Source organism: Effusibacillus sp. SKA8 (assembly GCF_058273125.1).
In genome coordinates this window covers 12,083-33,870 of sequence record NZ_JBZCSF010000015.1, presented here as the reverse complement: position 1 = coordinate 33,870, position 21,788 = coordinate 12,083, and the positions used below count along the sequence as shown (strand labels likewise).

The 21,788-nt window shown below is 51.7% G+C and carries 39 protein-coding genes; 37 read left to right on the top strand and 2 right to left on the bottom strand.

The annotated features are described in order from the left end of the window. The first annotated feature begins 18 nt into the window (after positions 1 to 18). The 35 genes from rplD to AC4ED1_RS12220 all read left to right on the top strand — a co-directional run bounded on the left by rplD (position 19) and on the right by AC4ED1_RS12220 (position 18,719). On the top strand, positions 19 to 642 hold the full coding sequence (rplD, locus tag AC4ED1_RS12390; protein ID WP_490939045.1) for a 50S ribosomal protein L4: 624 nt from the start codon (positions 19 to 21) through the stop codon (positions 640 to 642). Beyond that, a complete protein-coding gene (gene rplW / locus AC4ED1_RS12385) occupies positions 642 to 923 on the top strand; it encodes a 50S ribosomal protein L23 (RefSeq protein WP_490939043.1) in 282 nt (93 codons plus the stop codon). Before rplD ends, rplW begins: the two co-directional genes overlap by 1 nt. A 162-nt stretch (positions 924 to 1,085) precedes the next feature. Further along, positions 1,086 to 1,916 (top strand): 50S ribosomal protein L2, encoded by an 831-nt coding sequence (rplB, locus tag AC4ED1_RS12380; protein WP_490939041.1) that lies wholly within the window; start codon positions 1,086 to 1,088, stop codon positions 1,914 to 1,916. 24 nt (positions 1,917 to 1,940) lie between these two features. After that, entirely contained in the window at positions 1,941 to 2,219 is a 279-nt protein-coding gene (gene rpsS / locus AC4ED1_RS12375) for a 30S ribosomal protein S19 (protein ID WP_490939039.1), read from the top strand. 30 nt (positions 2,220 to 2,249) lie between these two features. After that, positions 2,250 to 2,582, top strand: a complete 333-nt coding sequence (rplV, locus tag AC4ED1_RS12370; protein WP_490939037.1) for a 50S ribosomal protein L22 — start codon at positions 2,250 to 2,252, stop codon at positions 2,580 to 2,582. 13 nt (positions 2,583 to 2,595) lie between these two features. Continuing rightward, complete coding sequence (gene rpsC, locus AC4ED1_RS12365) at positions 2,596 to 3,267, top strand: 30S ribosomal protein S3 (RefSeq protein ID WP_490939035.1); 672 nt, start codon at positions 2,596 to 2,598, stop codon at positions 3,265 to 3,267. Positions 3,268 to 3,270: 3 nt separating this feature from the next. Then, the gene (gene rplP, locus AC4ED1_RS12360; RefSeq protein WP_490939033.1) at positions 3,271 to 3,705 is read left to right on the top strand and encodes a 50S ribosomal protein L16; all 435 of its coding nucleotides are present in this window, start codon (positions 3,271 to 3,273) and stop codon (positions 3,703 to 3,705) included. Next, positions 3,695 to 3,892, top strand: a complete 198-nt coding sequence (gene rpmC / locus AC4ED1_RS12355; protein ID WP_490939031.1) for a 50S ribosomal protein L29 — start codon at positions 3,695 to 3,697, stop codon at positions 3,890 to 3,892. The genes rplP and rpmC overlap by 11 nt, the downstream gene beginning before the upstream one ends. 24 nt (positions 3,893 to 3,916) lie before the next feature. Further along, positions 3,917 to 4,183 (top strand): 30S ribosomal protein S17, encoded by a 267-nt coding sequence (gene rpsQ, locus AC4ED1_RS12350; protein WP_490939029.1) that lies wholly within the window; start codon positions 3,917 to 3,919, stop codon positions 4,181 to 4,183. 18 nt (positions 4,184 to 4,201) lie between these two features. Continuing rightward, the gene (gene rplN, locus AC4ED1_RS12345) at positions 4,202 to 4,570 is read left to right on the top strand and encodes a 50S ribosomal protein L14 (RefSeq protein ID WP_490939027.1); all 369 of its coding nucleotides are present in this window, start codon (positions 4,202 to 4,204) and stop codon (positions 4,568 to 4,570) included. Between the two features lie 53 nt (positions 4,571 to 4,623). Further along, entirely contained in the window at positions 4,624 to 4,938 is a 315-nt protein-coding gene (rplX, locus tag AC4ED1_RS12340; protein ID WP_490939108.1) for a 50S ribosomal protein L24, read from the top strand. Positions 4,939 to 4,964: 26 nt separating this feature from the next. Next, positions 4,965 to 5,507, top strand: a complete 543-nt coding sequence (gene rplE, locus AC4ED1_RS12335) for a 50S ribosomal protein L5 (protein WP_490939025.1) — start codon at positions 4,965 to 4,967, stop codon at positions 5,505 to 5,507. A gap of 57 nt (positions 5,508 to 5,564) precedes the next feature. After that, the gene (locus tag AC4ED1_RS12330; protein ID WP_490939023.1) at positions 5,565 to 5,750 is read left to right on the top strand and encodes a type Z 30S ribosomal protein S14; all 186 of its coding nucleotides are present in this window, start codon (positions 5,565 to 5,567) and stop codon (positions 5,748 to 5,750) included. A 28-nt stretch (positions 5,751 to 5,778) separates the two neighbouring features. Beyond that, on the top strand, positions 5,779 to 6,177 hold the full coding sequence (gene rpsH / locus AC4ED1_RS12325; protein ID WP_490939021.1) for a 30S ribosomal protein S8: 399 nt from the start codon (positions 5,779 to 5,781) through the stop codon (positions 6,175 to 6,177). A 27-nt stretch (positions 6,178 to 6,204) separates the two neighbouring features. Further along, entirely contained in the window at positions 6,205 to 6,744 is a 540-nt protein-coding gene (rplF, locus tag AC4ED1_RS12320; RefSeq protein ID WP_490939019.1) for a 50S ribosomal protein L6, read from the top strand. Positions 6,745 to 6,775: 31 nt separating this feature from the next. Then, positions 6,776 to 7,144: a 50S ribosomal protein L18 gene (gene rplR, locus AC4ED1_RS12315; RefSeq protein ID WP_490939017.1), complete on the top strand. Its 369-nt coding sequence runs from the start codon at positions 6,776 to 6,778 to the stop codon at positions 7,142 to 7,144. A gap of 19 nt (positions 7,145 to 7,163) precedes the next feature. Continuing rightward, positions 7,164 to 7,661 carry a 30S ribosomal protein S5 gene (gene rpsE, locus AC4ED1_RS12310; protein WP_490939015.1) on the top strand — a complete coding sequence of 166 codons (498 nt, stop codon included), beginning with the start codon at positions 7,164 to 7,166 and terminating at the stop codon, positions 7,659 to 7,661. A gap of 13 nt (positions 7,662 to 7,674) precedes the next feature. Further along, complete coding sequence (gene rpmD / locus AC4ED1_RS12305) at positions 7,675 to 7,863, top strand: 50S ribosomal protein L30 (RefSeq protein WP_490939013.1); 189 nt, start codon at positions 7,675 to 7,677, stop codon at positions 7,861 to 7,863. A gap of 30 nt (positions 7,864 to 7,893) precedes the next feature. Further along, the gene (rplO, locus tag AC4ED1_RS12300; protein WP_490939011.1) at positions 7,894 to 8,337 is read left to right on the top strand and encodes a 50S ribosomal protein L15; all 444 of its coding nucleotides are present in this window, start codon (positions 7,894 to 7,896) and stop codon (positions 8,335 to 8,337) included. Beyond that, a complete protein-coding gene (gene secY, locus AC4ED1_RS12295) occupies positions 8,338 to 9,627 on the top strand; it encodes a preprotein translocase subunit SecY (protein ID WP_490939009.1) in 1,290 nt (429 codons plus the stop codon). A gap of 56 nt (positions 9,628 to 9,683) precedes the next feature. Continuing rightward, complete coding sequence (locus AC4ED1_RS12290) at positions 9,684 to 10,334, top strand: adenylate kinase (RefSeq protein ID WP_490939007.1); 651 nt, start codon at positions 9,684 to 9,686, stop codon at positions 10,332 to 10,334. Then, on the top strand, positions 10,331 to 11,077 hold the full coding sequence (map, locus tag AC4ED1_RS12285) for a type I methionyl aminopeptidase (RefSeq protein ID WP_490939005.1): 747 nt from the start codon (positions 10,331 to 10,333) through the stop codon (positions 11,075 to 11,077). Before AC4ED1_RS12290 ends, map begins: the two co-directional genes overlap by 4 nt. 11 nt (positions 11,078 to 11,088) lie before the next feature. Next, entirely contained in the window at positions 11,089 to 11,421 is a 333-nt protein-coding gene (locus AC4ED1_RS12280) for a KOW motif-containing protein (protein ID WP_490939003.1), read from the top strand. Then, entirely contained in the window at positions 11,408 to 11,626 is a 219-nt protein-coding gene (infA, locus tag AC4ED1_RS12275) for a translation initiation factor IF-1 (RefSeq protein ID WP_018131304.1), read from the top strand. The genes AC4ED1_RS12280 and infA overlap by 14 nt, the downstream gene beginning before the upstream one ends. A gap of 31 nt (positions 11,627 to 11,657) precedes the next feature. Further along, positions 11,658 to 11,771 (top strand): 50S ribosomal protein L36, encoded by a 114-nt coding sequence (rpmJ, locus tag AC4ED1_RS12270; protein WP_018131305.1) that lies wholly within the window; start codon positions 11,658 to 11,660, stop codon positions 11,769 to 11,771. A gap of 157 nt (positions 11,772 to 11,928) precedes the next feature. Continuing rightward, positions 11,929 to 12,297, top strand: a complete 369-nt coding sequence (rpsM, locus tag AC4ED1_RS12265; protein ID WP_490939000.1) for a 30S ribosomal protein S13 — start codon at positions 11,929 to 11,931, stop codon at positions 12,295 to 12,297. Between the two features lie 19 nt (positions 12,298 to 12,316). Further along, positions 12,317 to 12,727, top strand: coding sequence for a 30S ribosomal protein S11 (gene rpsK, locus AC4ED1_RS12260; RefSeq protein WP_490938998.1), 411 nt, complete (start codon positions 12,317 to 12,319; stop codon positions 12,725 to 12,727). A 97-nt stretch (positions 12,728 to 12,824) separates the two neighbouring features. Continuing rightward, a complete protein-coding gene (gene rpsD / locus AC4ED1_RS12255) occupies positions 12,825 to 13,451 on the top strand; it encodes a 30S ribosomal protein S4 (RefSeq protein ID WP_490938996.1) in 627 nt (208 codons plus the stop codon). 80 nt (positions 13,452 to 13,531) lie between these two features. Further along, the gene (locus AC4ED1_RS12250; RefSeq protein WP_490938994.1) at positions 13,532 to 14,476 is read left to right on the top strand and encodes a DNA-directed RNA polymerase subunit alpha; all 945 of its coding nucleotides are present in this window, start codon (positions 13,532 to 13,534) and stop codon (positions 14,474 to 14,476) included. A 120-nt stretch (positions 14,477 to 14,596) separates the two neighbouring features. Further along, positions 14,597 to 14,962, top strand: a complete 366-nt coding sequence (gene rplQ, locus AC4ED1_RS12245; protein WP_490938992.1) for a 50S ribosomal protein L17 — start codon at positions 14,597 to 14,599, stop codon at positions 14,960 to 14,962. Between the two features lie 67 nt (positions 14,963 to 15,029). Beyond that, the gene (gene truA, locus AC4ED1_RS12240) at positions 15,030 to 15,773 is read left to right on the top strand and encodes a tRNA pseudouridine(38-40) synthase TruA (RefSeq protein ID WP_490938990.1); all 744 of its coding nucleotides are present in this window, start codon (positions 15,030 to 15,032) and stop codon (positions 15,771 to 15,773) included. Positions 15,774 to 15,890: 117 nt separating this feature from the next. Next, entirely contained in the window at positions 15,891 to 16,328 is a 438-nt protein-coding gene (rplM, locus tag AC4ED1_RS12235; protein ID WP_490938988.1) for a 50S ribosomal protein L13, read from the top strand. Positions 16,329 to 16,348: 20 nt separating this feature from the next. Beyond that, positions 16,349 to 16,741, top strand: a complete 393-nt coding sequence (gene rpsI / locus AC4ED1_RS12230; protein ID WP_490938986.1) for a 30S ribosomal protein S9 — start codon at positions 16,349 to 16,351, stop codon at positions 16,739 to 16,741. A 98-nt stretch (positions 16,742 to 16,839) separates the two neighbouring features. Then, positions 16,840 to 17,562, top strand: a complete 723-nt coding sequence (cwlD, locus tag AC4ED1_RS12225; RefSeq protein ID WP_490938984.1) for an N-acetylmuramoyl-L-alanine amidase CwlD — start codon at positions 16,840 to 16,842, stop codon at positions 17,560 to 17,562. A gap of 65 nt (positions 17,563 to 17,627) precedes the next feature. Then, positions 17,628 to 18,719 carry an Mrp/NBP35 family ATP-binding protein gene (locus AC4ED1_RS12220; protein ID WP_490938982.1) on the top strand — a complete coding sequence of 364 codons (1,092 nt, stop codon included), beginning with the start codon at positions 17,628 to 17,630 and terminating at the stop codon, positions 18,717 to 18,719. Between the two features lie 85 nt (positions 18,720 to 18,804). Here the strand turns inward: AC4ED1_RS12220 and gerD are convergent, their stop codons facing one another. Further along, the gene (gene gerD, locus AC4ED1_RS12215) at positions 18,805 to 19,566 is read right to left on the bottom strand and encodes a spore germination lipoprotein GerD (RefSeq protein WP_490938980.1); all 762 of its coding nucleotides are present in this window, start codon (positions 19,564 to 19,566) and stop codon (positions 18,805 to 18,807) included. 156 nt (positions 19,567 to 19,722) lie between these two features. Here gerD and AC4ED1_RS12210 point away from each other — a divergent pair, with 156 nt between their 5' ends. Next, entirely contained in the window at positions 19,723 to 20,274 is a 552-nt protein-coding gene (locus tag AC4ED1_RS12210; RefSeq protein ID WP_490938978.1) for a KinB-signaling pathway activation protein, read from the top strand. Positions 20,275 to 20,320: 46 nt separating this feature from the next. On the opposite strand, the gene pdaB is transcribed toward AC4ED1_RS12210, so the two are convergent. Further along, entirely contained in the window at positions 20,321 to 21,091 is a 771-nt protein-coding gene (pdaB, locus tag AC4ED1_RS12205; protein ID WP_490938976.1) for a polysaccharide deacetylase family sporulation protein PdaB, read from the bottom strand. Positions 21,092 to 21,187: 96 nt separating this feature from the next. Here pdaB and AC4ED1_RS12200 point away from each other — a divergent pair, with 96 nt between their 5' ends. Continuing rightward, complete coding sequence (locus AC4ED1_RS12200; protein ID WP_490938974.1) at positions 21,188 to 21,781, top strand: stage II sporulation protein M; 594 nt, start codon at positions 21,188 to 21,190, stop codon at positions 21,779 to 21,781. Positions 21,782 to 21,788: the final 7 nt, after the last annotated feature.

Here is a 21,788-nt window from a genome sequence, read left to right as displayed (position 1 = left end):
GGAAAGGGGGAAACATCCATGCCGAAAGTTCCTGTTTTGAATATGGAAGGCAAGCAAGTGGGAGAAATTGAGTTGGCGGATTCCGTTTTTGGAATTGAACCGAACAAGCACGTGCTGCATGAAGCGGTTGTTATGCAGTTGGCAAGCCTTCGCCGCGGCACCCACGATGTGAAAAACCGTTCGGAAGTCAGCGGTGGCGGTCGTAAGCCGTGGCGGCAAAAAGGTACCGGTCGTGCCCGGCACGGCTCAATCCGCGCTCCGCAATGGGTTGGTGGCGGTACGGTATTCGGGCCAACGCCGCGCTCGTACGCTTACAAGTTGCCAAAGAAAGTTCGCCGTCTGGCCTTGAAGTCCGCTCTTTCTTCGAAAGTGATCGACAACTCGATCATCGTCCTCGATTCATTAAATTTCGATGTTCCGAAAACGAAAGAAATGGCGCGTGTTCTACAAAATGTGAACGCCGCGAAAAAAGCGCTTGTTGTCGATATGGAGACCAATACAAACGCTGCGCTCTCCGCCCGCAACATTCCGGGCGTGAAGTTTGTCTCGGCTACGGGAATCAATGTATATGACTTGCTGAACCATGATTCTTTGGTCATCACCAAAGATGCGGTTGCAAAAGTGGAGGAGGTGTTCGCGTAATGAGAAATCCACGTGATATCATCAAGCGCCCAGTCATTACCGAGCGCTCCACGAATTTGATGGAAGAAAACAAATTCACCTTCGAGGTCGATTTGAAGGCGAACAAAACGGAGATCAAAAAAGCGGTCGAAGACATTTTTGGCGTCAAAGTCGCAAAGGTCAACACGATGCGTGTACCCGGCAAACGCAAACGCGTAGGCCGTTACGTCGGGATGACTTCCGAATGGAAAAAAGCGATCGTGACTTTGGCTCCCGATTCGAAGCCGATTTCGTTCGTTTAATCCCTATCTGCCAAAGTAACGGCAAGCGTTGCAGCATATTCAGGTATTTTCGCCCAACGCTACGAGTGGCGTTCAGGCACAGAAGCGCCTGATCGTTCGAATGGGCGAGACCAATCAAAGCAATGAGGTACGGAAACTTAACAAGTAAAGGAGGGTATTCAAGTGGGAATCAAAAAATACAAACCCACATCTCCCGGACGTCGTTTCATGTCCGTTTTGACGTTCGAAGAGATCACAACCGACAAACCCGAAAAATCTCTCCTTGAACCGCTGAAAAAAAATGCAGGTCGTAACAATCAAGGCAAGATTACGACCCGTCATCACGGCGGCGGTCACAAGCGGCAATATCGGGTCATTGACTTCAAGCGCAATAAAGACGGGATTCCGGGTCGCGTAGCGACGATTGAATATGACCCGAACCGTTCCGCAAACATTGCGTTAATCAACTATGCTGACGGTGAAAAACGGTATATTCTCGCCCCGCTGGGCCTGCAAGTGGGCGACACGATTTACTCCGGTCCTGATGCGGATATCAAAGTCGGAAACGCGCTTCCGCTGATCAATATTCCGGTGGGCACCATCATTCATAACATCGAATTGAAGCCCGGAAAAGGCGGTCAATTGGCGCGTGCTGCGGGCGCGGAAGCGCAGCTTCTTGCGAAGGAAGGCGAATACTGTCATGTGCGTCTTTCATCCGGTGAAGTTCGTTTGATCCGCGGGGAATGCCGCGCGACGATCGGCCAAGTGGGCAATCTTGACCACGAAAATGTCAATATCGGGAAGGCCGGACGTTCCCGTTGGCTCGGCAAACGCCCGACGGTTCGCGGTGTAGTCATGAACCCGAACGATCACCCGCACGGTGGTGGTGAAGGCCGTGCGCCGATCGGACGCAAATCTCCACTTTCGCCGTGGGGGAAGCCGACCTTGGGCAAGAAGACGCGCAAGAAGAACAAGCCGTCCAATAAATATATCGTTCGTCCTCGCAAAAAGTAGGCTGGTCTGAAGGGAGGTACCTTAATGGGTCGTTCGCTGAAAAAAGGACCGTTTGTTGACGATCATCTGATGAAAAAAGTCGAAGCGATGAATGCTTCCGGCGAAAAAAAAGTGATTAAGACTTGGTCCCGACGTTCCACAATTTTTCCGCAATTCGTAGGGCATACGTTTGCAGTGTACGATGGACGCAAACATGTACCTGTTTATGTAACGGAAGACATGGTCGGCCATAAACTCGGTGAGTTCGCGCCTACTCGTACGTTTAAGGGCCATGCGGGTGACGAAAAAGCGTCTCGCCGGTAAATGATGTCCGGGTAGAGAGGAGGTCTCATGATGGAAGCTAAAGCTGTAGCACGTTATGTGCGAATTGCGCCACGCAAGGTTCGTTTGGTTGTAGATTTGATCCGCGGCAAAAAAGTCGGTGAAGCGATTGCCATCTTAAAGCATACGCCCAAAGCGGCTTCTCCGGTTGTGGAAAAGGTTCTCAAGTCGGCAATTGCCAATGCGGACCATAACTATAACATGGATGTGGATGATCTGGTAATCAGCCAGATTTACGTGGACCAAGGACCGACTTTGAAGCGTTTCCGTCCCCGTGCGCAAGGACGCGCTTCTCGGATTCATAAGCGTACAAGCCACATTACTGTGGTGGTAAGCGACAAGTAAGGAGGGATAACGAATGGGACAGAAGGTTAACCCAGTAGGTCTCCGGATCGGAATTATTCGCGGCTGGGAATCCAAATGGTTCGCCGACAAAAAGGATTATACCGAGCTGTTGCACGAAGACATCAAGATTCGGGACACCATTTTCAATCGTCTGAAAGACGCGTCCGTTGCATCCGTTGAAATCGAACGGGCGGCAAATCGGGTAAACGTCAATATTCACACCGCGAAGCCGGGGATGGTAATCGGGAAAGGCGGCGCGGAAGTTGACGCCTTGCGGAACCTGCTGAACAAAATGACCGGCAAGCGGGTTCACATCAACATTACGGAGATCAAAACTCCCGAATTGAATGCGCAGCTTGTGGCGGACAGCATTGCGCAACAACTCGAACGGCGCGTCGCTTTTCGCCGGGCGATGAAACAAGCCATTCAACGGACGATGCGTGCAGGAGCAAAGGGGATTAAAGTTCAGGTGTCGGGCCGTCTGGCTGGTGCCGAAATCGCGCGTACGGAAGGTTATTCGGAAGGTACGGTACCGCTGCATACGCTGCGTGCAGACATTGATTATGCGACTGCGGAGGCGCACACCACATACGGACGTATCGGCGTAAAAGTGTGGATTTACCGAGGCCAGGTGCTTCCGACCAAAGGTGGCAACAAAGCTGCCGTCGAAGAAGGGGGTAAATAAGCCATGTTGATGCCAAAGCGCACAAAACACCGCAAAACGCACCGTCCCGACCTGAGAGGTAAATCGAAGGCGGGTAACGAGGTAACCTTTGGCGAATACGGTTTGCAAGCCCTCGAACCGGCGTGGATCACGAACCGCCAAATTGAAGCTGCCCGTATTGCGATGACCCGTTACATCCGCCGAGGCGGTAAAGTGTGGATCAAAATTTTCCCGTCCACCCCGATTACCGCAAAGCCTGCTGAAACCCGGATGGGTGCCGGTAAAGGTTCCCCGGAGAAGTGGGTCGCGGTTGTGAAACCGGGGCGCATCATGTTCGAACTGGCAGGCGTCAGCGAAGAAGTCGCTCGCGAAGCAATGCGCCTTGCCATGCATAAGCTGCCGATTAAATGCAAGTTTGTAAAACGTGAAGAAGTGGGTGGTGAGGCGGATGAAAGCTAAAGATCTTCGTGAGTTGTCCACTGCGGAAATTGAGCACAAAGTCAACTCTTTGAAAGAAGAGCTTTTCAATCTGCGTTTCCAATTGGCTACGGGCCAACTGGAGAATCCGCATCGGATTCGCGAGGTTCGGAAAGACATTGCCCGCGCTAAAACAATCCTTAGAGAACGTGAACTCGGGATCGGGTAATCCGCGTGCGGAAGGAGGATGGCGATGAGCGTAGAGCGTAATTATCGTAAAGTTCGCGTAGGAAAAGTCGTTTCTGACAAAATGGACAAAACGATCGTTGTGGCTGTGGAACAAGCGGTAAAGCATCCGTTGTACGGAAAGACCATCAAACGGACCAAGAAATTCAAGGCTCACGACGAAAACAATACGGCGAAAATCGGCGATATCGTAAAAATCATGGAAACCCGTCCCTTGTCCAAAGACAAGCGCTGGCGTTTGGTTGAAGTGGTTGAAAAGGCAGTTATCCTGTAATCGGGAGGAGGTACTTCCATGATTCAACCGCAAACTCGACTTGTTGTGGCTGACAACTCCGGTGCAAAAGAAATCATGTGTTTCCGGGTACTGGGGGGGTCCAACCGTCGTTCGGCAAACATCGGCGATATCATCGTTGCTTCCGTGAAGAGCGCAACACCCGGAGGCGTTGTCAAGAAGGGTGACGTAGTGAAGGCTGTAATCGTTCGCTCGAAACGCGGTGTGCGCCGTGAAGACGGATCCTACATCCGGTTTGACGAAAATGCGGCCGTTATCATCAAAGACGATAAGAGCCCGCGCGGCACCCGTATTTTCGGGCCGGTTGCCCGCGAGCTCCGTGACAAAGATTTTATGAAAATCATCTCCCTGGCTCCGGAAGTGTTGTAAGAGCCAAAGATGCGATCACATCCGAGGAGGTGTGTTGGATGTCCAAAGCAAAATTGCATGTGCGCAAAGGCGATGAGGTGATGGTCATCGCCGGCAAAGATAAAGGTAAGAAAGGCAAGATTCTTGAAGCTTATCCGTCCGAAGGCCGGGTTCTTGTCGAGGGCGTCAACATGATCAAGCGCCATACCCGTCCGAATCAGGCCTATCCGCAAGGCGGCATCATCGAAAAGGAAGCTCCGATTCACGCATCCAATGTGATGATCCTGGATCCCAAGACGGGGGAACCGACCCGTATCGGCAAAAAAATCTTGAAAGACGGCAAGAAAGTTCGGTACGCGAAAAAATCTGGTGAAGTGCTCGACAAGTAACCAGGTGAAGGAAGGAGGTTTTATCTTTGGCACGTTTGGAAGAACAGTTCAAAAAAGAAGTTGTGCCTACCTTGATGCAGAAATTTAACTATAAAAATATCATGCAAGTCCCCAAGGTGGAAAAAGTCGTCATCAACGTAGGTCTTGGCGAAGCGATTCAAAACCCGAAAGCGTTGGACGCAACCGTTGAAGACATCCAGCAGATTACCGGGCAAAAGCCGGTTGTCACCCGCGCCAAAAAGTCGATCGCCGGCTTTAAACTGCGCGAAGGTATGCCAATTGGAGTGAAAGTCACGCTGCGCGGCGAACGCATGTATCATTTCATGGATAAGCTGTTCAATGTCGCACTGCCGCGGGTACGCGACTTCCGCGGTGTTTCTCCGAAAGCTTTTGACGGACGCGGAAACTATACGCTCGGTTTGAGAGAACAGCTGATTTTCCCGGAAATCGATTACGATAAAATCGATAAGATCCGCGGAATGGACGTCGTATTCGTAACAACCGCAAAAACGGACGAAGAAGCTCGCGAGCTGCTGGCACAACTCGGAATGCCGTTCCGTCAGTCGTAATGTGCAAAACACGATCTCAGTTGGAATGCGCTTCAAACGAATGGGAGGTAAAAATCAATGGCTAAAAAGTCCATGATCGCCAAGTCCCAACGGAAGCCCAAGTTTAGCACACGCGCATACACGCGTTGCCGCCTCTGCGGACGTCCGCATTCCGTATTGCGGAAATTCGGCATGTGCCGGATTTGCTTCCGTGAGCTTGCATACAAGGGACAATTGCCTGGCGTGAAAAAAGCCAGTTGGTAATCGAAGCGTAGGAAGGAGGTAATCAGTTATGGTGATGACTGATCCGATTGCAGACATGCTTACCCGAATCCGCAACGCGAATATGGTTGGTCACGAGAAAGTTGAAATTCCGGGTTCCAACATCAAGCGTCAAATTGCGGAAATCCTCAAACGTGAAGGATTCATTCGGGATACGGAATTTATCCCCGACAACAAGCAGGGGATTATTCGTATATTCCTTAAGTACGGACCGAATAATGAACGGGTAATTACCGGCCTGAAGCGTATATCAAAGCCCGGCCTTCGCGTCTACGCGAAGCGTGAACAGATTCCGCGGGTGCTTGGCGGGTTGGGAATCGCAATTTTATCGACATCAAAAGGTGTCATGACCGATAAAGAAGCTCGTCGTTCCCAGGTTGGCGGCGAAGTGATCTGCTACGTTTGGTAATGTCGACGAGATTGGAGGTGTAGCGCAGTGTCTCGTATTGGAAAGAAACCGATCGTTATTCCAAGCGGCGTGGAAGTGAAATATGACAACGGGACGATCACGGTCAAAGGCCCCAAGGGAACGCTGACCCGTGAATTGAATAAAGAAATGATTGTTAAGATCGAAAACAACCAAATCGTAATCGATCGTCCGTCCGATGCAAAGCAGCATCGCAGCCTGCACGGCACAACCCGCTCCGTAGTGAACAACATGGTGGAAGGCGTAACCAAAGGTTTTGAGAAAACGCTGGAACTTGTCGGTGTGGGTTATCGTGCCGCAAAGTCCGGCAATAAAGTTACCTTGTCGCTCGGATTCTCCCACCCTGTGGAAGTCGTGCCGGAAGCGGGAATCGAAATCGATGTGCAAGGCACCAACAAGCTGGTGATCAAAGGCATCAACAAGGAACAAGTTGGGGCGGTAGCCGCAAAAATCCGTTCTCTGCGTGAGCCTGAGCCTTACAAAGGGAAAGGCATCAAGTACGAAAACGAAGTCATCCGCCGGAAAGTCGGTAAAACCGGCAAGAAATAATCGATTTACAGCTTGAAGGGAGTGAAACGGAATGATCACCAAGCCTGACAAAAACGTTGCGCGGAAACGCCGGCATATTCGCGTGCGCAAGAAAGTGTTTGGCACTGCTGAACGTCCTCGTTTGAACGTATTTCGTTCCAACCAGCACATTTACGCGCAATTGATCGATGACACCAAAGGCGTAACGCTTGTATCCGCATCAACGATCGATAAGGAACTTAAAGACAAGCTGGAGAACGGGGGCAACATTGAAGCCGCTCAGAAAGTCGGCGAACTGGTTGCGAAGCGTGCGCTTGAGAAAGGATACAAAGCTGTGGTGTTTGACCGCGGCGGTTATCTCTATCATGGACGGGTCCGCGCCTTGGCTGACGCTGCACGGGAAGCAGGACTGGAATTCTGAACGCGAAGGAGGGAACTACATGCGTATTGATCCGAATCAACTTGAACTTTCGGAAAAAGTGGTTGCCATCAACCGCGTGGCGAAAGTTGTAAAAGGCGGTCGCCGTTTCAGTTTTTCGGCGCTCGTTATTGTGGGGGATGGAAACGGTCATGTAGGCGCGGGTCTTGGAAAAGCGGCTGAAGTGCCGGATGCCATCCGGAAGGGTATTGAGGATGCAAAGAAAAACTTGATTTCGGTTCCGATCATGGGAACCACCGTTCCGCATGAAGTAATCGGCCACTTTGGAGCAGGCAAGGTATTGATCAAGCCGGCTTCGGAAGGTACCGGAGTGATTGCGGGAGGACCCGCCCGCGCCGTATTGGAGCTTGCGGGTGTGAAAGATATTGTGACCAAATCTCTCGGGTCTTCGAACGCCATGAACATGGTGCGTGCAACGCTGGACGGTCTGAAGCGGCTTAAGCGCCCGGAGGAAGTTGCAAAGCTTCGTGGCAAGACTGTGGAAGAGCTTCTGGGTTAAGGAGGGGAATATCGTGACTAAAAAATTGGAGATTACCCTCAAACGCAGTTTGATCGGTCGTCCGGAAGACCAGCGCCTAACCGTGAAAACCCTCGGTCTTCGCAAGATTCGCCAAACTGTCGTCCAACCTGACAATGCTGCCATTCGAGGTATGGTGAAAAAGGTCAGCCACCTCGTTGAAGTGAAAGAAATCTCGGAATAACGAGAAGCGTAAGTTCAAGGAGGTGTACGTATGAAACTGCATGAACTCAGCCCGGCTGCCGGTGCCAGAAAGCCCCGGAAGCGCGTGGGGCGTGGAATCGGTTCTGGCCTTGGCAAAACTTCGGGACGCGGGCACAAAGGTCAAAACGCCCGATCCGGCGGCGGAGTGCGACCCGGCTTTGAAGGCGGCCAAACTCCTTTGTACCGCCGTCTGCCAAAGCGCGGATTCACGAACGCTCCGTTTAAAAAGGAGATGGTGGAAGTCAACGTTTCCAAACTCAATGTTTTCGAGGCCGGAACCGTTGTAACTCCTGAAAAGCTCTTGGAAGCCAAGGTTATCAAAAAACTGAAAGACGGCGTTAAAATCTTGGGTCAAGGGGATGTCAAGGTTGCTCTTACCGTTCAAGCTCAAGGATTCTCCGCATCGGCAATTGAGAAGATTGAAGCTGCTGGCGGTAAGGCTGAGGTGATCTGAATGTTTTCCACCCTTGCGAATATCTGGAAGGTTTCCGATTTGCGCCGGCGTGTACTGTTCACGCTGGCCATGCTGGCAGTTTTCCGCATCGGGTCTTACATTCCGGTTCCCAACGTGAACGCGAAGCTGTTCGACCCGAGTCAGAACGCTTTCTTGGGGATCCTGAACACGTTCTCCGGCGGAGCACTGCAAAACTTCTCGATTTTCGCGATGTCGATCACACCTTATATCACCGCGTCCATCATTGTACAACTGCTGTCGATGGACGTGATTCCCAAGTTTGCGGAGTGGTCAAAGGAAGGGGAACACGGCCGCAAAAAATTGGCTCAGATTACCCGTTACCTGACGGTCATCCTCGGATTGGTCCAAGCGATCGGGTTTTCTGTGTCATTTGACCGGATGATACCGGGATTGATCATTGATAAAGGATTTGCCACTTTTGCACTCATCGCCATCACACTGACGGCGGGAACAGCATTTTTGATGTGGTTGGGCGAGCAAATTACCGAGAAAGGGATTGGCAACGGAATTTCGCTCATTATCTTTGCCGGGATCATTGCGCAGATTCCGAGAGGGGTTAACGCAATCTATACGACCTGGTTTTATGCGCATCCGGAACGGTTGTTTTTGAATCTGGTGTTTGTGGCGCTGTTGTTGGTCGCAATTGTTGTGGTAATCGTTGGAGTGATCTATGTTCAGCAAGGTGTACGCCGGATCCCCGTTCAATATGCGAAACGTGTCGGACACAGGATGTACGGCGGCCAATCCACCCATATTCCGCTTAAGGTGAACGCAGCGGGTGTGATTCCGGTGATTTTTGCAACTTCGCTGTTGATTTTTCCGTCGACCCTAGCGAGTTGGTTCCAGCCGAGGCCTTGGGCGAACTGGATTGTAGCGAATTTCAGCCCAAGTTTGAACAAGGTCAATTGGCTGTACATGATACTGGAAGTGTTATTGATTATCGGGTTTACGTATTTCTATACGGCGGTACAGATCAATCCGGAACAGTTGGCCGACCAGATGCGGAAGAATTCGGGATATATTCCCGGCGTCCGTCCTGGAAAGCCGACGGAGCTATTCATCACCCGGGTGATGAACCGGATCACCCTTGCGGGTGCGTTGTTCCTAGCGGCTGTGTCAGTTCTCCCAATTCTCTTCACGAACATTACAACTTTGAATTTGTATTTTGGCGGCACGTCGCTTTTGATTGTTGTCAGTGTGGCGCTTGAGACGATGAAGCAACTGGAGAGTCAATTGTTGCAACGTCATTACAGAGGGTTTATCCGTTGAAACATAAAAGCGGACCTTGCTTAAAAAGACAATGTTCATCAGGGAGGCGGGAGATCATGCAGGTCATCTTTATGGGTCTGCCTGGCGCAGGCAAAGGAACTCAAGCGGAAAGAATCGTACAGGAGTTTGGCATTCCTCACATTTCGACCGGCGATATTTTTCGTGCGGCAATGGCGGAAGGCACTCCGCTCGGCTTAAAGGCCAAAGAGTATGTTGACAAGGGGCAACTTGTCCCGGATGACGTAACGATTGGCATCGTTCGTGAACGTCTGAGCCGTCCGGATACGGAAAAAGGATTCCTGCTTGACGGTTTTCCGAGAACGGTTCCGCAAGCGGAGGCGTTGGACAAAGCGCTTGGCGAGATGGGACGAAAGATTGACGTTGTCATTCACCTTGACGTCGACCGGGAGTCTTTGCTGGAACGTCTGACGGGACGCAGAATCTGCCGTTCGTGCGGTTCCACTTACCATATACTGTTTAATCCTCCCCAAACGGAAGGAAAATGCGACAAATGCGGCGGCGAACTGTATCAGCGTGCAGACGATTCGGTTGAAACGGTTGCAACCCGTCTCGATGTAAACATCAAGCAACAGGAACCGTTGCTCAGCTTCTATGAAGCGAAAGGTCTGCTGCGCACCGTTGACGGAGAAGCTGAAATCGACGAAGTGTTTACGCAGATATCAAGCATCCTTCGAGGTGTGGAATGATTGTTGGCAAGTCGAAAACTGAGCTGGAGATGATGCGGGAAGCCGGTCGGATCGTGGCGCTTGCTCATCAAGAGCTGGCCAAAGCCATTCGGCCTGGAATCACGACGAAAGAACTGGATCGGATTGCGGAAGAATTCATTCGCAAACATGGGGCTATTCCTTCTTTTAAAGGGTATAACGGTTATCCGGCTTCGATCTGCACGTCTGTGAATGAGGAATTGGTCCATGGAATACCGGGTGACCGGGTATTAAAAGAAGGCGACATTATCTCGATCGACATCGGGGCTTGCATTCACGGTTTTCATGGTGACTCCGCGTGGACATATCCGGTTGGAACCATATCCGATGAGGCTACTCGCCTGCTTCGTGTTACCGAAGAATCTCTGTTCAAAGGAATTGAGCAGGCTCGGGAAGGCAACCGGCTCTCCGATATCGGCCATGCAGTGCAAAGGCATGTGGAAGCTGCCGGATTTTCCGTTGTCCGTGACTATGTCGGCCACGGAATCGGCAGACAAATGCATGAAGATCCACAGATTCCGAACTATGGACCGCCAGGCAGGGGGCCGCGGCTAAAAGTCGGAATGACGCTTGCGATTGAGCCGATGGTTAACGTTGGGACTTACCATTGCAAAACGTTGGCGGACAACTGGACGGTTGTAACGGCCGACGGATCGCTGGCTGCCCATTTTGAACACACGGTTGCGATAACGGAAGACGGTCCGGAAATTTTAACCCGTCTGTAAGGTGACCCAAGATGGCTGTCGAGTTACCTGAACCATTAGTCGGTCAGATCGTGCAAGTTTTAAAAGGGCGTGAAGCTGGCAAATACGCTATAATTATAAGCGTGTTGGACGATCGGTTTGTGCTGTTGGCCGATGGGGACAAACGAAAGTTTGACCAGGCCAAGAAGAAAAACATCCAGCACATCCGTTTCACAGGGGAGTTTGTAATGGAGGTTTTTGAAAGTATCCGGGAGTCGGGTCGTGTTACCAATTCGAAGCTGCGATACTGCCTCAATCGATTTAAGAATCGGATGAATCCGGATCATGCCTCGGTGAAGGAGGGATTCACGAATGGCGAAAGATGATGTGATTGAAGTTGAAGGCACTGTCATAGAACCTTTGCCAAACGCGATGTTTCGGGTTGAATTGGAGAATGGACATAAAGTGCTTGCCCATGTGTCAGGCAAGATTCGCATGAATTATATCCGCATTCTGCCCGGGGACCGAGTCACGGTGGAATTGTCGCCATACGATTTAACGCGTGGCCGCATCACATACCGGTTTAAGTAATGACTTGCCTAATGAAGGGAGGATCACCGCGATGAAGGTACGGCCGTCAGTGAAGCCCATTTGCGAAAAATGCAAGATCATCCGCCGCAAAGGGGCGGTCATGGTCATCTGTGAAAATCCGAAACACAAGCAAAAACAAGGGTAATGCGACTCCGCCTCGTGATGGGTCAGCGCGGAGAAATAGAGCGGCTGCCCCCTGATCGGTGTGAGGGGGTCCTATTTGGCTCCGAGCTGTTTGATATACATGTGATCCTTGGTATATAATTTTACTTTGATGTTGTTTTAGGAGGTGTAACAGTTACATGGCACGTATTGCAGGTGTTGACTTGCCGCGTGACAAGCGAGTGGAAATCGCTTTAACTTATATTTTCGGTATCGGTCGCGCAACTTCCAACAAAGTTTTGTCCGAGACCGGAATCAATCCTGATACACGCGTTCGTGACCTGACGGAGGAAGAAGTAAGCAAATTGCGTGAAACGATCGACAAGACCCTGAAAGTGGAAGGTGATCTTCGTCGTGAGATCGCTCTGAACATCAAGCGTCTGATCGAAATCGGCTCTTACCGCGGTGTGCGCCATCGCAAAGGTCTACCGGTTCGCGGTCAGCGCACAAAAACAAACGCTCGTACCCGCAAGGGGCCGCGCCGGACAGTTGCCGGCAAGAAGAAGTAACAAGGGGGGTAGTTAGCGAATGGCAAAAGCTGTAAAAGGTCGTGGCAAAGCTGCGACACGTACAAAACGCCGCGATCGTAAAAATGTCGAATCCGGTATTGCGCATATTAAATCGACGTTTAACAACACCATCGTCACCATTACGGACCCCGCCGGCAATGCAATCTCTTGGGCGAGCGCAGGTGGTCTCGGGTTTAAAGGGTCCCGCAAATCCACTCCGTTTGCTGCACAAATGGCAGCCGAAGCCGCAGCTCAATCTGCAATGGAACACGGCATGAAGACGGTGGAAGTATACGTGAAAGGGCCTGGGGCGGGACGTGAAGCGGCAATCCGTTCTCTGCAAGCTGCGGGCTTGGAAGTCGCGATGATTCGTGATGTCACTCCGATTCCTCACAACGGTTGCCGTCCGCCAAAGCGCCGTCGCGTATAACGGATACGTTTGAAACGGCTAACTTCTCAGTTTGTGTAAAAACGTTCGCAAATATGCGTCAAACCGTATAAACTCAACAGGAGGTGTCAACACTAGAATGGCAAGATACACAGGTGCCGTATGTCGGTTGTGCCGGCGTGAAGGCGTAAAATTGTATCTCAAAGGTGAACGCTGCTACAGCGACAAATGTGCCATCGACCGCCGTCCGTATGCTCCCGGCCAGCACGGACAAGGCCGCAAAAAAGTGTCCGAATACGGACTGCAACTTCGTGAGAAACAAAAAGCACGCCGGGTATACGGCGTTCTCGAAAAGCAATTCCGCAGTTACTATGAGGAAGCCGCTCGCCGTAAGGGGATTACGGGCGAAACATTGCTTCAGCTCCTGGAAAGCCGTTTGGACAATGTTGTGTACCGTTTGGGCTTTGCCGCTTCCCGTTCGGAAGCCCGCCAACTTGTGCGCCACGGGCATTTTACGGTAAACGGCAAGCGAGTCGATATCCCGTCGTATCTGACTAAGCCGGGAGACGTTATCGCGGTCAATGAGAACAGCCTGGAATCTCCGCGCATCAAAGAGCTTGTTGAAGCAGCTGAAGGCAAGGCGGTATTGGCATGGCTGGAGCGTGATCTGAATGCAAAATCCGGTCGTATCGTTCGCATGCCAGCCCGCGATGAAATCGACGTTCCGGTCGCGGAGCAAATGATCGTCGAATTGTACTCGCGTTAAAATTTTTTCCGGTATCGGCGGATCGACAGCCGGGCTCGTCGTACCAGCTTTGCATGAGTTGTCGAGAAGGAGGTTGCTGCATGATCGAAATTGAAAAGCCGAAGATTGAGGCGGTTGAAATCAGTCCCGATGGAACGTACGGAAAGTTTGTGGTGGAACCGTTAGAACGTGGGTATGGGACTACTTTGGGAAATTCGCTTCGGCGGATTTTGCTGTCGTCTTTGCCCGGGGCAGCGGCCACTTCGGTGAAGATTGAAGGGGTACTCCATGAATTCTCGACCATTCCGGGAGTAGTTGAAGATACAACCGAGATTATCCTCAATCTAAAACGGCTTTCTCTCAAAATTCACTCCGACGAAGAAAAAACGCTGGTAATTGATGCAGAAGGTCCAAAAACCGTAACCGCCGCCGATATACAGGCGGATTCCGATGTCGAGGTTTTGAACCAGGATCTGTATATTGCCACGCTGGCGGACGGAGCGAAATTCTACATGGAGATCCAGGCGAATCGCGGACGCGGATACGTTCCTGCCGATCGCAACAAGCGTGAGGATATGGAAATCGGCGTGATTCCCATCGATTCCATCTTCACCCCGATCTCCCGAGTGAATTACAGTGTGGAAAATACCCGTGTCGGACAAGTAACCAACTACGACAAACTGACGCTGGAGCTGTGGACCGACGGGAGCATTCGTCCTGATGAAGCGGTAAGCTTGGCTGCGAAGATTCTGACCGAACATTTGATGCTGTTCGTCGGATTGACCGATAAAGTGAAAGACACAGAAATTATGGTTGAAAAAGAAGACGACAAGAAAGAGAAGGTTCTGGAGATGACGATCGAAGAACTGGATCTTTCCGTTCGTTCGTACAACTGTCTCAAGCGTGCAGGCATCAACACCGTTCAGGAACTGTGCTCGAAGACCGAGGAAGAGATGATGAAAGTGCGGAATCTCGGTCGCAAATCGCTTGAGGAAGTGCAAGAAAAACTTGCGGAACTCGGCTTGTCTCTCCGGCAAGAAGAGTAGGAAGGCAACACGGCGGCGACAACGCAGGATTATACACAGCAGAGGTTACCCCGCTAAGGGCGGTCGCGTCCATGCGACCAACGCGGGATGAAACATCCTGTTTCAAAGGAGGGAATGAAAGTGGCATATCGCAAGCTGAATCGGCGGACGGGAGCGCGGAAAGCACTATTCCGGGATCTTGTGACAGACCTTTTCATTTATGAGCGAATTGAAACAACGGAAGCGAAAGCCAAAGAAATTCGCTCGATTGCCGAAAAAATGATCACGCTCGCAAAACGCGGCGATCTGCATGCCCGTCGCCAAGTGGCGTCGTTTGTTCGTCCGGAAACGGCGAATGAGAGCACAGGGCAGGACGCAATTCAAAAACTGTTTGCTGAGATCGCGCCCCGATTCTCGGAACGGCAAGGCGGTTATACGCGCATTTTGAAACTCGGTCCCCGGCGCGGAGACGGTGCACCGATGGCGATTCTGGAGCTCGTAAAGTAATCCGGAAAAGGGTATGACATACGGTCATGGCCCTTTCTTTTTTGCGTGTGGACCGGAGGTGAGTGGTGTGCGCAACATCAAGTTGACGATTGCCTATGACGGAACCGAATTCCACGGCTTTCAGGCGCAACCCCGATTGCGTACCGTACAAGGCGAATTGGAACAAGCCATTGCGAAGCTGACTGGCGAAACGGTGCAGGTGATCGGTTCGGGGAGAACCGATGCGGGCGTTCACGCATGGGGGCAGGTTGTCAATTTTCACACCGCTTCACGTATTCCGACCGAAAAATGGCCAATTGCAATGAACGCGAATCTGCCGCCCGATATCGTGGTTCGCTTTGCGGAGGAAGTTTCGCCGTCTTTTCATTCAAGGTACGATGCGATCGGCAAAGTGTACCGGTATCAGATTGATCGCGGCCCGCACCCGAACGTGTTTCTCCGGCGTTACGCGTGGCATGTTCCGCAACATCTGGAGTTGGCCGCGATGCAAGAAGCGGCCGGCCATATGGTTGGCGAACACGATTTTACCAGTTTTTGCAGTTCGGCGACGCCTGTCGGGGACAAGGTCAGACATGTGCAACAGGTGCTCGTCGAGGAAAGGGACCGCCTGCTTTGGATTACAGTGGAAGGTTCCGGATTTTTGTGGAACATGGTGCGGATTATGGTCGGTACGCTGGTCGATGTGGGAAAGGGCCGGATCGATCCCGCGCAAATTCCGGACATCCTGCAAGCGCTTGACCGGACCGCCGCGGGCGTGACGGCCCCGGCGCACGGATTGACATTGTTGAGAGTCCATTACTCCAAAGGATAAAATTGTATGACTGCAGCTTGACTTGGATAGTGGGAATCGATAAAATAGTAGTGTTGTTTAAACCCGCTATTCCCACTAGCCCCGGTTTAAACTGTGATAAAGTTAGGAGGAAATCCCATGCGTACGACATACATGGCGAAACCAAACGCTGTGGAACGGAAATGGTACATCATCGACGCGGAAGGCAAAACCGTTGGTCGTCTAGCCAGCGAGATCGCTTCCATTCTGCGCGGTAAACATAAACCGGAGTTCACGCCTCATGTGGACACCGGCGATTTTGTGATCGTAACCAACGCTGAAAAGGTCGTATTCACCGGCAAAAAGCTTCACTCCAAAATCTACCGCCGTCACTCCTTGTATCCGGGTGGTCTGAAGGAAACCACCGCTGCAGAAATGCTGAAAAACAAACCTGAGCGGGTTTTGTTCTCAGCGGTAAAAGGCATGCTTCCGAAGAACAGCCTGGGCGCAAAGATGCTCAAGAAGCTCCGCGTCTACGCGGGATCTGAGCATCCGCACAGCGCACAACAACCGATTCCATGGGAATCTAAGAACTAATTTAAGAGGAGGTTGGCCCTGTGGCTCAAGTACAATATTGGGGTACCGGTCGCCGCAAGCATTCGGTTGCTCGCGTTCGGCTCGTGCCGGGTGATGGCAAAATTATCGTGAATCGTCGTGATATCAACGATTATTTCGGTCTTGAAACCTTAAAGCTGATTGTAAAACAACCGCTGATTTTGACCGATATGCTGGGAAAATACGATGTGCTCTGCAATGTGCACGGTGGCGGAATCTCCGGCCAAGCCGGTGCAATTCGGCACGGGATTGCGCGGGCGCTGTTGAAGGCGGACGGCGAATTGCGGCCGGCTCTGAAAAAAGCCGGCTTCCTCACCCGCGATCCGCGCATGAAAGAGCGCAAAAAGTACGGTCTCAAAGCGGCCCGCCGCGCTCCGCAATTCTCGAAGCGCTAATCCGCTCCGCTTTCCAAGGGACATCCGAAAGGATGTCCTTTTTTTACGTTTGTTTCATATACATGAAAGGGGTGAGAAGAGATAAGGAGGAAAGCACGATGCTGTTGTCCGACAATTGGCGGAAAATATCGATTGCGGCAGGTTCGCTTGCTCTTGTGCTTTTTCTGGTAAATCTGGTGACGGCGGATGTTCCAATTGCAAAGTTATGGTCATGGAATGCGCCGCTGTCGGGATATACCGTTGTGATCGATCCGGGACACGGGGGGCCTGACGGCGGGGCGGTGGCAGCCGACGGAACCGTCGAAAAAACGATTGCGCTGACTGTCTCCCAATACCTGCGCGATTATCTGCAGCAAGCGGGGGCGTATGTGATCATGACGCGTGAGGACGACCGCGATCTTGCAAATCCGGAAACAAAAGGGTATAGCCGGCGCAAATGGGAGGACCTGAAAGCAAGGTTGATGCTGGTTCGTGACAACCATGCCGATTTGTTTTTTTCCATCCATTTGAACTCCAATCCGGGCGGTGGCCGGGGCGCACAAGTGTTTTACGATTCCGATTTGGAAGCCAGCAAACGGCTGGCGCAGGCGATTCAAACACGGTTTCAGCAGGAGTTGCACAGCAAGCGCGGCATCGAGCCGCAAGAAAACCTGTATCTGCTGCGGCACTCCCACATCCCTGCCGTGCTGGCGGAAGTAGGTTTTCTGTCGGATGCGGAAGAACTGAAACTTCTGAAACAAAAGTCGTATCAGAAAAAAATCGCCTACGCGATGTACCATGGGATCCTCGACTATCTCGCAGAATCGCAAAATGTGAGATAAATCATTTGTACGAATCCAAGTTCACGGGTAAAATGAAAATTGTTAACGATGGAGGTGAAGGCACAATGGTCACGGAACAAGCCGTTTTGGAAGCGTTGCGCAAAGTGGAAGACCCGGAAGTTCAGCGCAGCATTGTCGACTTGGAGATGGTCAAACGGATCGACATCAATGGCGATCATGTGACGGTAGAGATCCTGCTGACAGTGGCGGGATGCCCGCTTCGAAATAAAATCGACCAGGATGTGCGGACCGCTCTTGCATCGATACCCGGTGTCAAGTCTTGGGATGTGATTCTTGGCACAATGTCGGAACAAGAACGGAGCCGTTTTGCGGCCAAAGTTCGCGCCGGTCAGGCCGACCCGCTGCAAATCGCCGGACAACCGGAAATTCCGCCGCTTTTGCGGGAGGAGGCAAGAACGGTGTTTATTGCGGTTGCATCCGGCAAGGGAGGTGTCGGCAAATCTACCGCTACGGCGAATCTGGCGGCGGCCCTTTCCCGGCTCGGATACAGAGTGGGCGTGATTGACGCCGACATTTACGGTTTTAGTCTGCCAAACATTTTTCAATTGGGGGATCGCAGACCGACTTTGGTCGACAACCTGTTGATGCCGGTGCAGCAGGACGGTATCAAGATCATGTCCATGGGTTTTTTTGTGCATGAAAACAATCCGGTGGTCTGGCGGGGACCGATGCTTGGGAAGATGCTGCGCAATTTCTTTGCTGAAGTTTATTGGGGCGATTTGGACGTGATGCTGCTGGATTTGCCTCCCGGAACGGGAGATGTTGCGCTCGACGTTCATACGCTGCTGCCGAAAAGCAAAGAAATTATCGTGACGACGCCGCAACAAAACGCCGCTGAAGTGGCGGCAAGAGCGGGCACAATGGCGATCCGGACCAACCATGAGATTTTGGGCGTCATTGAGAACATGTCGTATTTTGAAGTCAACGGAGAAAAGCATTACATTTTCGGCAAGGGCGGCGGTGAAAAATTGGCCCGCGAGTTGGGCACCGATCTGTTGGGGCAGATTCCGCTGGGGGTCGCCACCGCTTCCGGTAGCGGAATTTTTCCGGCTGGCTCGGAACAAGCGGAGATTTTCGCTTCAATTGCAAAACAGGTCGCCCAAAAAGCGGGGCTTTCGGCTGCCGCAAAATTGTGACAACCCCGGATTCATCCAAGCGTGGTGGTGCCGGATCCATTCTGGGGAAGACAGAATAAGACCCCCTTTACAAAATAAGGGGGCTTCATTCTTCTTCCTTTTTCTCCTTTTCCTGATCGCCGCCGTCTTTTTGGCTGTTCTGCGGATCTTCGCCTTCCTTGCCGCCTTCTTTTCCGCCCCCCTCCTTGCCTTGTTGATCTCCGCCTTCTTTACCCTGTTGTTGCTTGTCTCCGCGCCCGCCGCCTGTCCCGCCCATTTTTGACACACCGGCGCCGGAACGGATCGCTTCCTTCACAATGTCCATGAATACGAGTTTGAATTCGGGGTTTTGCAAAGATTCCGTCAGAATCTTCATGACTTGCTGCCGATATTCCGGGGTCTGCATCAGGGTGAAGACCATTTTTTGGTAATCGGGACTTTTCATCAGGGTAAGCATGGACTGCTGGTAATCGGGGTCTTTCATCAACTGTTTCAGCATCGTCTCCTGCTCTTTTTTTGACGCTTTGACCATGGCGGCCGCAAATTTCGGGTCTTTCATCTGCGCTTCCAGGATCTGTTTTTGGTTTTTTTCGTCGTTTAATGTTTTGAGGATGGCGGAAGAGATGTCTTGCTCCGAGATGATCATGGAACGTTTAAAGGAAGGGTCCTTGACGATATCCATAAGCGTATCTTTTCCTTCTTTGGAATGAAGGATATCCAGCATCATCGCTTTGGTCTGGTTATATTCGGGGCGTTGTTGCCCGGGTGACGGGCTGCCTTGTTGGCTGCTTCCGGCAGAACACGATGTCAAGCCGCTCACGAGGAAAGCAAGGGCCAGGATGAGGGTGTAACGGCTTTGAAGTCGCATGATGAGCCCTCCTTTCTGTGCTTGGTCATAATATGTGTAGGAAGAAACTTGGACATGCGGCAAAGGGACAGCCAATCTATGGCTGAAATGTCAGACTGTCTTTTTTTTCGTTTTTTTTATATGATGGTTTTGTGAATCTGGAGGGGAGATTCTGCGATGACATTGCGCAAATTCGCTTTTATGGTGCTGACAACCGTGGGAATCGGCATCTTGGTCGGGGTGTTTCACGCATTGACGGATCTGTTTGCGAATATCCGGCTGTTTTTCGGGGTGGAAGTGGGAGGATTCGTGGCGGCCACCGCTTTAATGGGGTTTTGGGCCTATTTGACGCTGAATTTTATCGTAAAAGGGGTTATGCCGCCGGAGTTCTGGCGATGGGTACAAGCGTTGCTGGTCATCGTGGTGTATGCGGACATGATTTATCTCCGTTATGTGACGGAGGGCCAGGGACAAGGGTCGATCTGGCCCTACGTCGGATTTGCCAGCTGGCCGTTGCTGATCGCGCTGGCGGTCGCGTATGTCAAAGCGAGGGAATCCGGCAAAAACGCATTCATACCTGCACTTTTCTTCCTGTATGTGTTCACGGCTATCGAATGGTATGTCGCGCTTAAATCCGGCTTTACCGGCTTGACGGTTGTCATCGGCACGATTTTGCTCGCGTGCAACAGCTATTTGATTTTGCTGTTGGGGCGGATCCTTCGCGCTTAATGTATAGCTGCCGGTTGCGTCCGGCGGATTGCGTGCTTTTTTGCGCTTACTCCGTCTTTGATTTTGGATTTGTGCCGTGAATCAGTTCCGACACGGTGACGAATTCATAGCCTTTCGCCCGCAAGCCGTCAATGATGCGGGGAAGGGCCTCCGCAGTTTGTTTGCATGAATCGCTTGCGTGAAGCAATATAATATCGCCGGGATGGGCTTTCGAAAGCACGCGGTTGACGATGGCATCGACGCCGGGATTTTTCCAGTCGAGGGAATCGGTATCCCATTGAATGGTCGTGTAGCCCATGCTGTGCAGTTTCTCCAGCACGCGTTTGTTGAAGTCGCCGTTCGGAGTGCGGATTAAAGTGGTCTTGATGCCGGTGACGTCATAAATCGCCGCTTCCGCTTTTTTTACTTGCTGGTCGATCCAGTCGTTGCTGTATTCGGAAAAATTCTTGTGCATGTGGCCATGGGACCCGATTTCAAAGCCCATGTTTTTGATCCGCTTGGCGATTTCCGGATGCGTCGAGGTCCAGGGACCGGACAGGAAAAAGGTCGCTTTCTTGACCCCTTTTTGCTCCAGCACGTCAAGCACGGGGCCCGGCGTTTTCTCCCCCCATGAGATGTCAAACGTCAGGGCGACAACTTTTTGCTCGGTGGGCACACTGTAAATGGCTCCGGGGGAACCGATTTTTGCGACGGGCAGTGAACCGAAAGTGGCCGGACCGATTTCCAAATACAAGACCCCGGCAAAAAGCAGCACAGCGATTCCGAGTATGGCGATCCGTTTTCCCCGCTTCCAGTGAAACGACCAAATCATATTCATAAACAGACACCTCCGTCACTACGCTTTCCATATCGATACATGTCTATGCACAGGGGACGGGGTTATGCGAACAAGTTGGTCAAGCAAGGAGGAACCATGAGATCCGTTTCCGTTATTATTAAAGCAAACCGCGGTTATGTCGGATTTGCACTGAGCCTGTTTGCGTTGGGCGCCATGATCGGATTTGTGTTCTATAATCCGCTCAGCGAACTTTTGAAGGAAGGGGTTGAACGCATCGCAAAAATTGCGCACGAATCGCAGGGCAGCCATCTGGAACTCGCCTTGCTGCTGTTTCAGAACAATGTTGCGGTTTCGATGGTGATCCTGCTGTCGGGGGTTTTTCTTTCCGTAATTTCGATTTACTTGATCGTCATGAACGGAATGCTTGTCGGCTATGCCCTTGCCTTCATGGGAAAAATGGGCCAGGTGCCGTTATGGGCGCTCGCCCTGTTTGGCATCCTTCCGCATGGAATCCTGGAAATCCCGGCATTTCTGCTGGCGGGGGCGATGGGGATCAAATTGGGGTATATGTGGCTGCGGCCAATGGCCGGCAAAACCCGCTGGCAAAGCTTCCGTCACGCTTTTGGGGAAACGTTGCGGGTGGTCCCGACGATTGTCCTGCTCCTGCTGGCCGCCGCGATGATCGAAGGGTTTGTCACCCCACAGTTGTTGACATGGTACATACGGTAAGCGGATG

Bases quoted from the DNA above. Each gene is read 5' to 3' on its own strand.
- AC4ED1_RS12330 (WP_490939023.1), top strand. From the start codon at position 5,565: ATGGCTAAAAAGTCCATGATCGCCAAGTCCCAACGGAAGCCCAAGTTT.
- rplP (WP_490939033.1), top strand. From the start codon at position 3,271: ATGTTGATGCCAAAGCGCACAAAACACCGCAAAACGCACCGTCCCGAC.
- gerD (WP_490938980.1), bottom strand. From the start codon at position 19,566: ATGCGACTTCAAAGCCGTTACACCCTCATCCTGGCCCTTGCTTTCCTC.
- rpsK (WP_490938998.1), top strand. From the start codon at position 12,317: ATGGCAAAAGCTGTAAAAGGTCGTGGCAAAGCTGCGACACGTACAAAA.
- rplM (WP_490938988.1), top strand. From the start codon at position 15,891: ATGCGTACGACATACATGGCGAAACCAAACGCTGTGGAACGGAAATGG.
- AC4ED1_RS12220 (WP_490938982.1), top strand. From the start codon at position 17,628: ATGGTCACGGAACAAGCCGTTTTGGAAGCGTTGCGCAAAGTGGAAGAC.
- rpsM (WP_490939000.1), top strand. From the start codon at position 11,929: ATGGCACGTATTGCAGGTGTTGACTTGCCGCGTGACAAGCGAGTGGAA.
- AC4ED1_RS12280 (WP_490939003.1), top strand. From the start codon at position 11,089: ATGGCTGTCGAGTTACCTGAACCATTAGTCGGTCAGATCGTGCAAGTT.
- rpsQ (WP_490939029.1), top strand. From the start codon at position 3,917: ATGAGCGTAGAGCGTAATTATCGTAAAGTTCGCGTAGGAAAAGTCGTT.
- pdaB (WP_490938976.1), bottom strand. From the start codon at position 21,091: ATGAATATGATTTGGTCGTTTCACTGGAAGCGGGGAAAACGGATCGCC.
- rpsS (WP_490939039.1), top strand. From the start codon at position 1,941: ATGGGTCGTTCGCTGAAAAAAGGACCGTTTGTTGACGATCATCTGATG.
- AC4ED1_RS12210 (WP_490938978.1), top strand. From the start codon at position 19,723: ATGACATTGCGCAAATTCGCTTTTATGGTGCTGACAACCGTGGGAATC.
- AC4ED1_RS12290 (WP_490939007.1), top strand. From the start codon at position 9,684: ATGCAGGTCATCTTTATGGGTCTGCCTGGCGCAGGCAAAGGAACTCAA.
- cwlD (WP_490938984.1), top strand. From the start codon at position 16,840: ATGCTGTTGTCCGACAATTGGCGGAAAATATCGATTGCGGCAGGTTCG.
- rplD (WP_490939045.1), top strand. From the start codon at position 19: ATGCCGAAAGTTCCTGTTTTGAATATGGAAGGCAAGCAAGTGGGAGAA.
- rplN (WP_490939027.1), top strand. From the start codon at position 4,202: ATGATTCAACCGCAAACTCGACTTGTTGTGGCTGACAACTCCGGTGCA.
- secY (WP_490939009.1), top strand. From the start codon at position 8,338: ATGTTTTCCACCCTTGCGAATATCTGGAAGGTTTCCGATTTGCGCCGG.
- rplR (WP_490939017.1), top strand. From the start codon at position 6,776: ATGATCACCAAGCCTGACAAAAACGTTGCGCGGAAACGCCGGCATATT.
- rpmC (WP_490939031.1), top strand. From the start codon at position 3,695: ATGAAAGCTAAAGATCTTCGTGAGTTGTCCACTGCGGAAATTGAGCAC.
- map (WP_490939005.1), top strand. From the start codon at position 10,331: ATGATTGTTGGCAAGTCGAAAACTGAGCTGGAGATGATGCGGGAAGCC.
- rpsC (WP_490939035.1), top strand. From the start codon at position 2,596: ATGGGACAGAAGGTTAACCCAGTAGGTCTCCGGATCGGAATTATTCGC.
- rpsE (WP_490939015.1), top strand. From the start codon at position 7,164: ATGCGTATTGATCCGAATCAACTTGAACTTTCGGAAAAAGTGGTTGCC.
- infA (WP_018131304.1), top strand. From the start codon at position 11,408: ATGGCGAAAGATGATGTGATTGAAGTTGAAGGCACTGTCATAGAACCT.
- rplV (WP_490939037.1), top strand. From the start codon at position 2,250: ATGGAAGCTAAAGCTGTAGCACGTTATGTGCGAATTGCGCCACGCAAG.
- rplO (WP_490939011.1), top strand. From the start codon at position 7,894: ATGAAACTGCATGAACTCAGCCCGGCTGCCGGTGCCAGAAAGCCCCGG.
- rpmJ (WP_018131305.1), top strand. From the start codon at position 11,658: ATGAAGGTACGGCCGTCAGTGAAGCCCATTTGCGAAAAATGCAAGATC.
- AC4ED1_RS12250 (WP_490938994.1), top strand. From the start codon at position 13,532: ATGATCGAAATTGAAAAGCCGAAGATTGAGGCGGTTGAAATCAGTCCC.
- rplW (WP_490939043.1), top strand. From the start codon at position 642: ATGAGAAATCCACGTGATATCATCAAGCGCCCAGTCATTACCGAGCGC.
- AC4ED1_RS12200 (WP_490938974.1), top strand. From the start codon at position 21,188: ATGAGATCCGTTTCCGTTATTATTAAAGCAAACCGCGGTTATGTCGGA.
- rpsD (WP_490938996.1), top strand. From the start codon at position 12,825: ATGGCAAGATACACAGGTGCCGTATGTCGGTTGTGCCGGCGTGAAGGC.
- rpsH (WP_490939021.1), top strand. From the start codon at position 5,779: ATGGTGATGACTGATCCGATTGCAGACATGCTTACCCGAATCCGCAAC.